Genomic DNA, 13,203 nt, shown 5'->3' with positions numbered 1-13,203 from the left:
CACGTCCACCGCGTGGTCGTCGGCCAGCCAGTCCTCGCCCCACGCGCGGCGGCGCAGCTGCCCGCGGGTGAGCACCCGGCGCGGGTGCTCGACGACGGCCGCCAGCAGCTCGAACTCGATCCTGGTGGTGGGCACGCGGACGCCGTCGACGCGGACCTCGCGGGCGTCGAGGTCGACCTCCAGGGGCCCGACGACCCGCCGGTCCGCCCCCACCGGGCCGCCGGTGCGCGGTCGCCGCAGCACCGCGTGCACGCGGGCGACGAGCTCGCGCGGGGAGAACGGCTTGGTCAGGTAGTCGTCGGCGCCGCTGGCCAGGCCCACGAGCTTGTCCACCTCGTCGGCCCGAGCGGTCAGCATCAGCACGTAAGCGGTGGAGAACCCGCGCAGCCGGCGGCACACCTCCAGCCCGTCGGGGCTGGGGATGTTGAGGTCCAGCACCACCACGTCCGGCTCCCACCCGCGGACCAGCTCCAGCGCCCGGTCGCCGTCACCGGCGGTCTCCACGGCGAAGTGCGCGTCGCGCAGCGCCAGCTCGACCACCAGCCGGATCTCGGGGGTGTCCTCGACGACGAGGACCTTGGCGGCGCTCACCGACCCAGTGTGGGCACCCGGTTCGCTCCCGGCATCACCGCGCGGGCCGCAGCAGGGCCCGCTTGGCCGCCACCACGACGGCCGACCCGATCAGCACCATGAGGGCGATCCGCACCCACGCGTGCTGCCCGAGGAGGGCCGCGCGGCCGGCGAAGGGCACGTCACCGACCGCGACCGGCACGGTGTCGGACACGACCCGCAGCGCCTGCGGGTCCTCGGCGGGGTTCGCGTCGCCCTTGGTGCGCACCACGACCTCGTCCCCGGAGGCGTCCCGGGAAATCACCCGGTGGGCGTACCTCTCGCCGGGCGCGTCGGGGCGCGGGAGCACCACCACGTCCCCGACCTCCACGTCGGTGGTCGCGACCGCCCTGGTGACGAGCAGGTCGCCCGCCGCGAACGACGGCTCCATGCTCGGCGACAGCACGGGCGCGAACCCGACGTGCAGCAGGACGACGACGAGCGCCACGCCGACCGAGCCGAGCGCGGCGGTGGCGAGCAGCAGACCGGACAGCACGCGCACGGCGGGTCCTTTCACGAGGTGGTGGTGGTCGCGGCGCGGGCGTGCGCGCGCGAGGCGGAGACGGACACCGAGATCGACACGCCGATCCCGGACGGCAGCGACAGCCGGAGGCCGACCGACGCGCCGGGCGCCACGGGCAGCGCCGCGGTGGCGCCGTTGCGCACCGGCACCACCTGGCCCGCGCACGAGCCGTTCTGCCAGGGCCCGGCGGCGCACGCGTCGAGGGCGACGCCCGACAGCGCGAACCCGGACCCGGTGATCGAGTAGACCTGGCCGCTCAGGGCGGTCGTGCCGGTGTTGCGCGCCGACAGGTAGGCGGTGTGGGCCACCGCGGTGTAGTTGGCGGTGTACGGCTGGCCGGTGAGGACCGCGCCGTCGGCGCGGACCAGGGTGGCCGACCAGGTGGCCGTCCCGGCCACCGCCGCGGCACCGGCGGCGGCCCGGGTCGCCGCGTCGGCCACCCCGGTGGCGAGCAGCGCCGAGAGGGCGATGCCGCCGAGCGCGGCGCACCGCACCATCGTCGTCCTCATCCCGGCGAAGTCCTCTCGGCGTCCTCGTGGCGGTGGGCGGTCAGGAGTCGGTGGGCGGTCAGGAGTTGGTGGTGCCGGCGGAGCGCTGGGTCTCGCCGAAGGTGTAGGTGAGGTTCACCGACTGGCCCTGGACGGTGCCCTGGGGCAGCACGCCGTTGACCGTGGTCTCGTTCTGGTCGGGCAGCTGGACCGACACCTGGAGGTTCTGCACGTCACCCGCCGCCATCGCACCGGCGGGGAGCGACACGGCCGACGCGAGGCCGCTCAGCGGCGTGGCGGCGAGCAGCACCGCCTTGGTGCCGCCGCAGGCGCCGGTGTCGGGGGTCCACGCGCCGCCGACGCACTCGGTGACGGTCACGCGCAGCGCCCTGCTGGTGGCGCCGTCGCTGATCAGCGCGTTCGCCCCGGCGGCGTTGACCTGGAGGGTGAGCGCCTGGGCGTCGAGGGTGCCGCCGTTGGTCAGCGCGACGTACCGGTTCACGGTGTCGCCGGGGGCGAGGTTGGTGATGCTCTGGCCGAAGCCCGCGCCGCTGTTGGCCAGGGTGAGCTTCAGCGTGCCGCTCGCGACCTGCTCGGGCGCGACGTTCGCCGCTGTCGCGGTGAGCGTCGCCCACACCCCGACTCCCATGGCGACGAGCACGGACGCCCCGACGGCGGCCAGTGCGGCGGGGCGCCAGGCGGAGCGGCGGCGGTGCTGCTGCATTTCGGACTCCTCTTCTCGGTGTTGGCACCGAGGTTCGCGTCCGGGCGTCAGCGTCGCCTCAGGGCTTCCTCAAGCCCACCTCAAGGTTCGCCAGCACCAGCACGCCCGCCGCCAGGTACAGCCCGGCCTGGGCGTTGAGCAGCGCGGACAGGCCGAGGACGGGGGTCAGCGCGCCCGCCAGCACCATGCCGAGGCCCTGGCAGGCGTCGAAGAGGCCGAGGAAGGTCGCCATCACCCGGCCGCGCACCTCGTCGGTGGTCGACAGCTGGAGCACCGACGTCATGCCGACCCCGACCAGCACGCCGGGCGCGCCCACCACGACGAAGACGCCCAGGTAGAAGCCGAGCGCGGTGGTGAGGTGCGGCCCGTTCCAGCCGACCGCCGCGACGACCGCGAAGGCGATCAGGGCCGCGCCGAGCAGCCGGCCGGCGGGGAACCGCCGGGCGAGGGCGCCGACCAGCAGGCCCGCCGCGAGGCCGCCGACCGACTGCACCCCGCGCAGCAGGCCCACCTCGGTCGCGCCGCCGCCGAGGCGCTCGGTGACGAACACGACGAACAGCACCACGAACAGGCCCTGGCCGGTCGCCGTCAGCAGGAACACGGCGAGCATCGGCCGCAGCGGGCCGCTGATCCCGCGCAGCCCGTCCAGCCACGCCCGCCACGGCGGGCCGGCCGCCGCACCGCCCGCGCCCTCCCGGTCGCGGGTGCGCAGCGAGGCCAGCAGCCCCGCGGCGAGCAGGAACGACACCGCGTCGACCAGGACCACGCCGGACAGCCCGGCGTGCCCGAGCAGCAGTCCGCCGAGGGACGCGCCGACCAGCCGGGCGAGGTTGTCGCCGAGGCCGACCAGCCCGTTCGCGGCGACCACCTGCTCGCGCGGCACGAGGGTGGGCAGCAGCGCGTTCACGGCGGGCTGGAACAGCGCCGCCAGCCCCGACTGCACCGCGATGACCACGTTGAGCACCACGAGGTCCCCGGTCAGCAGCGGCAGCAGGGTGACCGCCTGGGCGAGGCCCACCGCCACGACGAGCCGGCGGCGGTCCCAGCGGTCGGCCAGCACCCCGGCCACCGGCGACAGCACCAGGCTCGGCAGCAGCGCGACCACGAACGTGGTCGCGGTGGCCGCCGTGGAGCCGGTGCGCTGGTAGACGTGCACGGGCAGGGCGACCAGCAGCACCCAGTCCCCCAGCTGGGAGACGAACCCGGCGAGCCACAGCCGGCGGAACGCCGGCGCCCCCAGCGGCCCGGTCACCTCGGAAACGCCCGCAGGCCGACGTGGACGGGCAGCGCGCCCTCGGGCACGTCCTCGCGCACGGGCACGAGGTAGGGGCGCAGCAGGTCGTCGATCGCGCCGAGCAGGCCGGTCAGCTCCTCGGCGGTCACGTTGACCGAGTAGCCGTGCAGCGAGGCGGCCGCCGACCACTCCCCCGGCAGCTCGTGCTGCCGCTCCAGGAACCGCTGCGCCAGCCGGTTCTCCTCGTTGAGCTGGAGCACCAGCAGCGCGTCCTGCTGCGCGCGCACGGCCGGGTCCTCGTCGAACCCGCCGACCTCGTAGCCGACGGACGTGGCCCGCCAGGGGCGGTCCCGCCCGCCGGCGGCGTCGGCGCGCTCGACGAAGCCGAACTTCGCGAGCTGCCGCAGGTGCCAGCTGCAGTTGGACGCGGACGAGCCGACCGCCTCGGCGCACTCGCTGGCGGTGCGCGGGCCGAGCGAGACCAGGTGGTTGAGCAGCGACACGCGCAGGGGGTGGGCCAGCGCCTTGAGCGCGTCGACGTCGGTGACCCGTCGGGGCCGTGGGAGGTCCATGGCCCCGACGGTAGTCCTGAAAGAAACCTTTCGAAAGGTTTCTTTCAGATGTCAGCCGACATCCCGCCGGCGGAACCCGACCAGCCCGACCACCACCAGCACCGCGGCGACCAGCGCCAGCCACAGCAGCGGGCCCGCGGTGACCTCCGCGCCCGGCGCCTTCGGCACGTGCGTGAACGGCGAGAGGTCCATGGCCCACTGGTCGAGCCGCAGCAACGGCCCGAGCTGGCCCAGCACCAGGAACGCCACCAGCACCGCCCAGCTCGCCGAGGTCAGCTTCGGGACCAGGGCGAACACCGCCAGCGCCAGGCCCGCGACCACCCACACCGCCGGCACGTGCGCCAGGGCCGCGCCGACCAGCCGGGCGACCTGCCCGCCCACGTCGCCCACCCGCAGCCCGTGCACCAGGCCCGCGCCCAGGCCGGCCGCGGCCAGCACCACCGCCGCGCCGGCGATCGCGATCCCCGCGTGGGCGCCGAGCCACGCGACCCGGCTCACCGGCGTGGCCAGCACCGGCTCCGCGCGCAGCTCCGCCTCCTCGGCGCGCGGCCGGAGCACCGCCTGCACCGCGTAGGCGGCGCCGAACAGGGCGATGATGCCGACGATCGAGGCCAGGTAGACGTCCACCAGCCCGCCGGAGCCGCCCATGCCCTCGATGACCTGCCGCAGCGCCGGGTTGGCCGCCAGCATCTCCTCCACGCCCCGCGCGACCGCCCCGTACACCGCGCCCAGCGCGAACAGGCCGAGCGCCCAGCCCAGCAGCGCCCCCCGCTGCAACCGCCAGGCCAGGCCGAACGCGCTGCCCAGCGACCTCGGCGCGCGGGCCGGTCCGAGCCGGACGGGCACGAGGCCGCCGCCGCTGTCGCGCCGGGTCACCAGCAGGGCCGCGAGGCCGGCCAGCAGCGCGGCCAGCGCCACCGGCAGCAGCAGCACCCACCACCGGTTCCCGGCGAACGGCCGGGTCAGCTCGACCCAGCCCAGCGGCGAGCACCAGGTCAGCCAGGTCGGGCCGTGCTCGCCCGCCGCGTCGCCGACCGCCCGCAGCAGGTAGGACAGGCCCAGCACGGCCCCGGCGAGCGCGTTGGCGGTGCGGGCGCTCTCCGGCAGTTGCGCGGCGACCGCGCCGACCCCGGCGAAGGCCAACCCGGCCGCGGCCAGTGCCGCGCCCAGGGCCGCGGCGCCGCCCGCGTCCTCGCCCAACCCGATCAGGCCGATCGCGATCAGGCCGCCGACCAGCAGGTTCGCCACCAGCGCGGTGACCAGCGCGGCGGCCAGGGGCGCGTGCCTGCCGACGACGGCCGAGCCGATCAGCTCCAGCCGCCCGGTCTCCTCCTCCGCGCGCGTGTGCCGGGTGACCAGGAACGCGCTCATCAGGCCGACCAGCAGCCCGGCGAACACGCCCCAGCGCCAGGTCAGCACGCCGCCGATGGTGTCGGCGTCGTGCAGGGGCCCGAGCATCGCCAGGAACGCCGGGTTCGCGCCCGCCGTCGCGGTGAGCTGCCGGCGCGACTCGACCGTGCCGTACAGCTCGGACATGCCCGAGGCGGTGGCCAGCGTGATGCCGACCAGGCCCACCACCCACGCGGCGAGCAGCAGCCGGTCGCGCCGCAGCGCCAGGCGCACCAGCGAGCCGAGGCCGGTCACGACGACACCCGGCCCCGCGCCCGGCCCGACGACCCGGCCTCCCCCGGCGCCCCGCGCTCGTAGTGGCGCAGGAACAGCTGCTCCAGCGTGGGCGGCCGGCTGGTCAGCGCGCGCACGCCCACCCGGAGCAGGGCGCGCAGCGCGCCGTCCAGGTGCTCGCCGTCGACCTCGAACCGCACCCTCGCCCCCTCCGCCGCGAGGTCGTGCACGCCGGGCAGGTCGCCCAGGCCGTCGACCGGGCCCGCCAGCTCGGCGGACACGCTGGTGCGGGTCAGGTGGCGCAGCTCGGCCAGCGTGCCGGTCTCCACGGCGCGGCCGTCGCGGATGATGCTGACCCGGTCGCACAGCGCCTCGACCTCGGCCAGCACGTGGCTCGACAGCAGCACGGTCCGCTCGCCGCGCAACTCGTCGACGCACTCCTGGAACACCGCCTCCATCAACGGGTCCAGCCCGGAGGTCGGCTCGTCCAGGATCAGCAGCTCCACGTCCGACGCCAGCGCCGCGACCAGGGCCACCTTCTGCCGGTTGCCCTTGGAGTAGGTGCGGCCCTTCTTGCGCGGGTCCAGCTCGAAGCGCTCCAGCAGCTCGGCGCGGCGCCTCTCGTCCAACCCGCCCCGCAGCCGGCCCAGCAGGTCGATCACCTCGCCGCCGGTCAGGTTCGGCCACAGGTTCACGTCGCCGGGCACGTAGGCGAGCCGGCGGTGCAGCGCGGCGGTGTCGCGCCACGGGTCGCCGCCCAGCAGGGTCGCGGTGCCGGCGTCGGCCCGCAGCAGGCCGAGGAGCACCCGGATCGCGGTCGACTTGCCCGCCCCGTTCGGGCCGAGGAAGCCGTGCACCTCCCCCTGGCGGACGGTCAGGTCGAGACCGTCCAGCGCGCGCGTCGGGCCGAAGGTCTTGACCAGGCCCGACACGGATATCGCAGATGTCATGACCGGAAGTTACAGTCTTTTCACAAACTCGTGAAGTTAAGGAAGCGTATAAACTTCCGCCCGATCGGGTGTTGGGAGATGATGCGACGGTGACACAGGTTGACGAGCGCGACGACCAGGCGGTCCTGCGCTTCATCGAGCGGTTCTCCTCGGTGTTCGTGGAGGCCGGGGTGCCCCGGATGCCCGCGCGGGTCTTCGTCGCGCTGCTCGCCACCGACTCCGGCAGCCTGACCGCCGCCGAGCTCGCCGACCTGCTGCGCGTCTCGCCCGCGGCGATCTCCGGCGCGGTCCGCTACCTGACCCAGGTGCGGCTGGTCAGCCGCGAGCGCGAGACGGGCACCCGGCGCGACGTGTACCGGGTGTTCGACGACGTCTGGTACGAGGCGCTGGTCCGCCGCGACGAGATGTTCCGCCGCTGGGAGGTCCCCCTCAAGGAGGGCGTCGAGGTGTTGGGCCCGGACAGCTCCGCCGGCCGGCGCATCGCCGAGATGCGCGCCTTCTTCGAGTTCGTCCAGGGCGAGCTGCCCACCCTGCTGGAGCACTGGCGGCAGTACCGGGACCAGCGGTTCGGCCCCTGACCCGCGCGGTGCCGAAGCCCTGATCGCGCCGGGTCCCCTTTCACGACGATCGGCCCTAGTGCGGGGTCCCATTCGCCCCCACGATGCATGGTGACCAGGTCGCACCGCCGTTCGCGAACGTCCCCCATCCCTGCACGCCCGACCGACCGGCCCGAGGCCGGCGCGGTCGAGCAGCCCTGCTCTAGGGAGACCCTGTCATGGGAGACAACCGCACGACCCGAAGACTGGCCGCGCTCGGCTTGGCCGCCGTGTCCGCCGCCGCCCTGACCCTCGCGAGCACCGGCGTGGCCATGGCGGAGGGCACCGTGCTCGGCGCGGACCGCGCCGACGCCGTCCCCGGTTCCTACGTCGTGGTGCTCAACGACTCGGCCTCACCCCGCTCGGCCTCCGCCTCGACCGCGTCCTCGCTGGTCGGCAGGTACGGCGGCCAGGTGCGGACGGCCTGGCAGCACGCCCTGAACGGCTTCCACGCCACCCTGTCCGAGACCCAGGCCCGACGCCTGGCCGCCGACCCGCGCGTGGCGTTCGTGCAGGCCGACCTGCCGGTGAAGTTGGACGCCGTCCAGCAGAACCCGCCGTCGTGGGGCCTGGACCGCATCGACCAGCGCGACCTGCCGCTGGACAGCGCCTACAACTACGCCACCACCGCGAGCACCGTGCGGGCGTACATCATCGACACCGGCATCCGCACCACGCACGCCGACTTCGGAGGCCGGGCCACCTGGGGCACCAACACCGTCGACACCAACAACACCGACTGCAACGGCCACGGCACCCACGTCGCCGGCACCGTCGGCGGCACCGCCCACGGCGTGGCCAAGGAGGTCCGGCTGGTCGCGGTGAAGGTGCTCAACTGCGCCGGCTCCGGCACCACCGCGGGCGTGGTCAACGGCGTCAACTGGGTCACCCAGAACGCGGTCAAGCCCGCCGTGGCCAACATGTCGCTCGGCGGCGGCGTGGACACCGCCCTGGACACCGCCGTGCGCAACTCCATCGCCGCGGGCATCACCTACGCGGTGGCGTCCGGCAACTCCAACGCGAACGCCTGCAACTACTCGCCGGCCCGCGTGGCGGAGGCGCTGAGCGTGAACGCGTCGACCAACACCGACGCCCGCGCCTCGTTCTCCAACTACGGCACCTGCACCGACCTGTTCGCGCCCGGCCAGAACATCACCTCGGCCTGGCACACCGGCGACACCGCCACCAACACCATCAGCGGCACGTCCATGGCGTCGCCGCACGTGGCGGGCGCGGTGGCGCTGTACCTGGCGGCCAACCCGACGGCCGCGCCGCCCGCGGTGAACACGGCCATCGTCGACGCCGCCACCTCGGGCAAGATCACCAGCCCCGGCACGGGCTCGCCGAACAAGCTGCTGTTCACCGGCAGCGCCACGCCCGGCGGCCCGGCGGTCGCCAACCCCGGCAACCAGTCGACGGTGGTCGGCACCCCGGTGAGCCTCCAGCTGACCGCGTCCGGCGGGACCGCGCCGTACACCTTCTCGGCCACCGGCCTGCCGCCCGGCCTGTCGATCAGCTCGTCCGGCCTGATCAGCGGCACGCCCACGACCACCGGCTCGTACTCGGTGACGGTCACCGCGACGGACTCGGCGGGCCGGACCGGCGGCACGACGTTCTCGTGGGCGGTCACGGCCGCCGGCGGCGGCTGCGACCCGGCGACCAACGGCACCGACGTGGCCATCCGCGACAACGCCACGGTGACCAGCCCGATCGCCCTGTCCTGCGCGGGCAGCGCCTCGGCCACCACCACGGTGCAGGTGGACATCGTGCACACCTACGTCGGTGACCTCGTCGTGGACCTCGTCGCCCCCGACGGCTCGGTCTACAACCTGCACAACCGCTCCGGCGGCAGCGCGGACAACATCAACCGCTCGTACACCGTGAACGCGTCGTCGGAGACGGCGGCGGGCACCTGGCAGCTCCGGGTGCGCGACGCGGCCTCCCTCGACACGGGTTACATCAACAGCTGGACGCTGGACGCCTGATCCGGTGACCGCCGCACCCCGGGCCGCGTCGCGCGGTCCGGGGTGCGGCGCACGTCCGCCCTACAGCTCCACGCCCAGCAGCGAGTCCACCGCCGCGCGGAACAGCGTCGGCCCGGTGCCGTCCGACCCGCCGACCGACAGCGCCTCCGCCGCCCAGGCGTCCAGGGCCGCCAGCGCCTTCGGCGTGTCCAGGTCGTCACCGAGGTGGTCGCGCAGCCGGGCCACGGTCGGGGCCGCGTCCGGGCCGGTCGGCAGCGCCGCCGCCCGCCGCCAGCGGCACAGGCGCTCCCGGGCCGACTCCAGCAGCTCGTCGGTCCACGGCCGGTCGGCGCGGTAGTGCCCGGACAGCAGGGCCAGGCGGACCGCGTTCGGGTCCACCTTCTCGGCCCGCAGCTTGGACACGAAGACCAGGTTGCCCCGCGACTTGGACATCTTCTCGCCGTCCAGGCCGATCATGCCCGCGTGCACGTAGTGCCGGGCGAACGGGTGCTGCCCGGTCAGCGCCTCGGCGTGCGCGGCGGAGAACTCGTGGTGCGGGAAGACCAGGTCCGAGCCGCCGCCCTGGACGTCGAACGGCGTGCCCAGGCGGTTGAGCGCGATGGCGCTGCACTCGATGTGCCACCCCGGCCGGCCCTCGCCCAGCTCCGAGGGCCACGACGGCTCGCCGTCCCGGGCCGCGCGCCACAGCAGGGCGTCCAGCGGGTGGCGCTTGCCCGGCCGGTCGGGGTCGCCGCCGCGCTCGGCGAAGAACCTGGTCATCGTGTCGAGGTCGTAGTTCGACTCGTAGCCGAACCGGCCGGTCGCGCCGTGGTCGAAGTACACGTCCGGGAACTCCGGGTCGTCCACCCGGTAGGCGGCGCCGGAGGCCAGGAGCTTGCCGATGGCCTCGACGATCTCCGGGATCGCCTCGACCGCGCCCACGAACTGGCGCGGCGGCAGGACCCTCAACGCCTCCATGTCCTCCCGGAACAGCGCGGTCTCCCGCATCGCCAGGACCACCCAGTCGTCCTGGTCGCGCTCCGCCCGCTCCAGCAGCGGGTCGTCCACGTCGGTGACGTTCTGCACGTAGTGCACGTCGTGCCCGTTGTCCAGCCACACCCGGTGGACCAGGTCGAACGCCAGGTAGGTCGCCGCGTGCCCCAGGTGGGTGGCGTCGTAAGGGGTGATGCCGCAGACGTACATCCCGGCGGTGGGGCCGGGGGCGGTCGGGCGCACCTCGCCGGTGGCGGTGTCGAACAGCCGCAGCGGGCGCGGCTCGCCCGCTACCCGCGGGACTGGGGTGGATGACCAGGTCTGCATGCTCCCGACCCTAACTCGCGCCGACCCGGGCGCCCGGCACGCCCGCACCTCGGGACGGCGCCGACGCCCGGTCACCGCGCGTCACCGCACCGGTTGCCCGCCGCCGGCGACCCGAGGACCATGTGTCCCGGCTCACGTCGTCGCGACGAGGGAGGCGGCCATGACCGCGCTCAAGCCGGAACCCGTGGTCGTCCACCCGGGCGCGGCCCGACGTCGGCCCAGGGGGGCGGTGCTCCTGGGGCTGCTGCGGACCACCGACCCCAAGCAGATCGGCCTGATGTACCTGACCACGTCGTTCGCGTTCTTCCTGGTCGGCGGGCTGATGGCGCTGCTCGTCCGGGGCGAGCTGGCGCGGCCGGGCCTCCAGTTCCTGTCGAACGAGCAGTACAACCAGCTGTTCACCATGCACGGCACGATCATGCTGCTGCTGTACGCCACGCCCATCCTGTTCGGGTTCGCCAACTTCGTCCTGCCGCTCCAGATCGGCGCGCCCGACGTGGCGTTCCCCCGGCTCAACGCCTTCTCCTACTGGCTGTTCCTGTTCGGCGGCCTGACCGTGCTCACCTCGTTCGTCACGCCCGGCGGCGCGGCGGACTTCGGGTGGACCGCCTACACGCCGCTGAGCGGCGCGGCGCACTCGCCGGGCGCCGGCGCGGACCTGTGGATCATGGGGCTGGCCGTGTCCGGCCTGGGCACGATCCTCGGCGGCGTCAACATGGTCACCACCGTGGTGTGCCTGCGCGGACCGGGCATGACCATGTTCCGGATGCCGATCTTCACCTGGAACATCTTCGTCACCTCGATCCTGATCCTGCTGGCCTTCCCGATCCTGACCGCCGCCCTGCTGGGCCTGGCCGCCGACCGGCACCTGGGCGCGCACGTGTTCGACCCGGCCAACGGCGGCGTGATCCTGTGGCAGCACCTGTTCTGGTTCTTCGGCCACCCCGAGGTCTACATCGTCGCGCTGCCGTTCTTCGGCATCGTCACCGAGATCTTCCCGGTGTTCAGCCGCAAGCCCCTGTTCGGCTACAAAGGACTGGTCGCCGCGACGTTCGCCATCGCCGCCCTGTCCGTGGCGGTGTGGGCGCACCACATGTTCGCCACCGGCGCGGTGCTGCTGCCGTTCTTCTCCCTGATGACGTTCCTGATCGCCGTGCCCACCGGCATCAAGTTCTTCAACTGGATCGGCACCATGTGGCGCGGGCAGCTCAGCTTCGAGACGCCCATGCTGTTCGCCGTCGGGTTCCTGGTGACGTTCCTGCTCGGCGGGCTGACCGGCATCATCCTGGCCTCGCCGCCGCTGGACTTCCACGTCACCGACACGTACTTCGTGGTGGCCCACTTCCACTACGTGCTGTTCGGCACGATCGTGTTCGCCACCTACGCGGGCATCTACTTCTGGTTCCCGAAGATGACCGGGCGGATGCTCGACGAGCCGCTGGGCAAGCTGCACTTCTGGACCACGTTCATCGGCTTCCACGGCACGTTCCTCATCCAGCACTGGCTGGGCAACCTCGGGTTCCCCCGGCGCTACGCGGACTACCTGCCCCAGGACGGCTACACCCTGATGAACACGATCTCCACGCTCGGGGCGTTCCTGCTGGGCGCGTCCGTGCTGCCGTTCGTGTGGAACGTGTTCCGCAGCTACCGCTTCGGCGACCCCGCCGGCCGCGACGACCCCTGGGGCTTCGGCAACTCCCTCGAATGGGCCACCACCTGCCCACCGCCGCGCCACAACTTCACCGAACTGCCCCGCGTCCGCTCCGAACGACCCGCGTTCGAGCTGCACTACCCGCACATGGTCGAGCGGATGCGGGACGAGGCGCAGTTCTCGCTGCTCAAGGGGGGCCGCCACCGCGGCGTGCACGACTCGACCACGGACAAGGCGCTCGCGCCGACCGACCGGGAGGTCGACCACGACGGGGGCTGACGCCGGCAGCTTCAGGTCACGACGCCCCGGCGCGGCCGCCGGCGCCGCTAGCGTCGGGTCGTCGCCCACCGGGGGACATCGGGGAACATCGGGAACGGAGCCGGGCACATGTCCTCGTCACGCCTGTCCTGGTCGGCAGCCCTGGGCGCGGCGGTCGCGGCGGTCGCGGCGGTCGCGGTCGCCTGCGGCGCGCCCGGCGGGGAGGCGGGGAACCCGGTCCCCGGGACGACCGCCACCACCACGCCGGTGGAGGCCGCCGACGGCAGCGACCTCGCCGCCTGCGCGGACGGGGTGTGCGAGGTGCTGGTCACGGCGCCCGCCGAGCTGCCGACGCCCGCCGACAGCGGTGTCGAGGCGCTGCGGGTCGAGTCGGTCGGCGCGGACGAGGCCGTGCTCACCGGCAGGCACACGGGCAACCGGAGCAGCGGGTCGTGCAGCGGCCGGTGCGACGCGTCCAGCCGGGGCGGCGTGTTCACGGTGACCCTAGGCACCGGGTCCACCACCTGGCAGAACGACCAGGGCATCACCCTGGTCGCCGTCGACGGCGACCGCGCCGTGGTGCGGCTGGGCACCGGCTGACGGCGCCGGGCCGGGGGGGGGGGGCCCCCCCCCGGGCCCCGGGGGGGGGCCCGCCGGGGGGGCCCCCCGCGACCCTCAGGGGGCGTCCCCC

The 13,203-nt window shown here is 74.2% G+C and carries 13 protein-coding genes; 4 read left to right on the top strand and 9 right to left on the bottom strand.

The window, feature by feature from the left end:
- The 8 genes from ACFV4N_RS30710 to ACFV4N_RS30675 all read right to left on the bottom strand — a co-directional run.
- The coding region (locus ACFV4N_RS30710) for a response regulator transcription factor (RefSeq protein WP_499676118.1) at nt 1–591 on the bottom strand (591 nt) is incomplete at its 3' end.
- A 34-nt stretch (nt 592–625) separates the two neighbouring features.
- Nucleotides 626–1,111 carry a signal peptidase I gene (locus ACFV4N_RS30705; RefSeq protein ID WP_499676117.1) on the bottom strand — a complete coding sequence of 162 codons (486 nt, stop codon included), beginning with the start codon at nt 1,109–1,111 and terminating at the stop codon, nt 626–628.
- Nucleotides 1,112–1,122: 11 nt separating this feature from the next.
- The gene (locus ACFV4N_RS30700) at nt 1,123–1,641 is read right to left on the bottom strand and encodes a hypothetical protein (RefSeq protein ID WP_499676116.1); all 519 of its coding nucleotides are present in this window, start codon (nt 1,639–1,641) and stop codon (nt 1,123–1,125) included.
- Nucleotides 1,642–1,699: 58 nt separating this feature from the next.
- Nucleotides 1,700–2,344, bottom strand: coding sequence for a TasA family protein (locus tag ACFV4N_RS30695; protein WP_499676115.1), 645 nt, complete (start codon nt 2,342–2,344; stop codon nt 1,700–1,702).
- A gap of 58 nt (nt 2,345–2,402) precedes the next feature.
- Entirely contained in the window at nt 2,403–3,596 is a 1,194-nt protein-coding gene (locus ACFV4N_RS30690) for an MFS transporter (protein WP_499676114.1), read from the bottom strand.
- On the bottom strand, nt 3,593–4,150 hold the full coding sequence (locus ACFV4N_RS30685) for a helix-turn-helix domain-containing protein (protein WP_499676113.1): 558 nt from the start codon (nt 4,148–4,150) through the stop codon (nt 3,593–3,595). Before ACFV4N_RS30685 ends, ACFV4N_RS30690 begins: the two co-directional genes overlap by 4 nt.
- Nucleotides 4,151–4,201: 51 nt before the next feature.
- Nucleotides 4,202–5,794: an ABC transporter permease gene (locus ACFV4N_RS30680; RefSeq protein WP_499676112.1), complete on the bottom strand. Its 1,593-nt coding sequence runs from the start codon at nt 5,792–5,794 to the stop codon at nt 4,202–4,204.
- Nucleotides 5,791–6,723 (bottom strand): ABC transporter ATP-binding protein, encoded by a 933-nt coding sequence (locus ACFV4N_RS30675; RefSeq protein ID WP_499676111.1) that lies wholly within the window; start codon nt 6,721–6,723, stop codon nt 5,791–5,793. The genes ACFV4N_RS30680 and ACFV4N_RS30675 overlap by 4 nt, the downstream gene beginning before the upstream one ends.
- A gap of 89 nt (nt 6,724–6,812) precedes the next feature.
- Between ACFV4N_RS30675 and ACFV4N_RS30670 the strand changes: the two genes are divergently transcribed.
- Entirely contained in the window at nt 6,813–7,301 is a 489-nt protein-coding gene (locus ACFV4N_RS30670) for a GbsR/MarR family transcriptional regulator (protein ID WP_499676110.1), read from the top strand.
- 197 nt (nt 7,302–7,498) lie between these two features.
- Nucleotides 7,499–9,304 carry a S8 family peptidase gene (locus ACFV4N_RS30665; protein ID WP_499676109.1) on the top strand — a complete coding sequence of 602 codons (1,806 nt, stop codon included), beginning with the start codon at nt 7,499–7,501 and terminating at the stop codon, nt 9,302–9,304.
- Between the two features lie 60 nt (nt 9,305–9,364).
- On the opposite strand, the gene mshC is transcribed toward ACFV4N_RS30665, so the two are convergent.
- Nucleotides 9,365–10,603 carry a cysteine--1-D-myo-inosityl 2-amino-2-deoxy-alpha-D-glucopyranoside ligase gene (gene mshC / locus ACFV4N_RS30660; protein ID WP_499676108.1) on the bottom strand — a complete coding sequence of 413 codons (1,239 nt, stop codon included), beginning with the start codon at nt 10,601–10,603 and terminating at the stop codon, nt 9,365–9,367.
- Between the two features lie 160 nt (nt 10,604–10,763).
- Between mshC and ctaD the strand changes: the two genes are divergently transcribed.
- A complete protein-coding gene (gene ctaD / locus ACFV4N_RS30655) occupies nt 10,764–12,533 on the top strand; it encodes an aa3-type cytochrome oxidase subunit I (protein WP_499676107.1) in 1,770 nt (589 codons plus the stop codon).
- A gap of 108 nt (nt 12,534–12,641) precedes the next feature.
- On the top strand, nt 12,642–13,112 hold the full coding sequence (locus ACFV4N_RS30650; protein ID WP_499676106.1) for a hypothetical protein: 471 nt from the start codon (nt 12,642–12,644) through the stop codon (nt 13,110–13,112).
- The last annotated feature ends 91 nt before the right edge of the window (nt 13,113–13,203 follow it).

It is taken from the genome of Actinosynnema sp. NPDC059797 (assembly GCF_042732085.1).
Lineage (GTDB): Bacteria > Actinomycetota > Actinomycetes > Mycobacteriales > Pseudonocardiaceae > Actinosynnema.
This window is presented reverse-complemented; position numbering and strand designations above follow the sequence as displayed.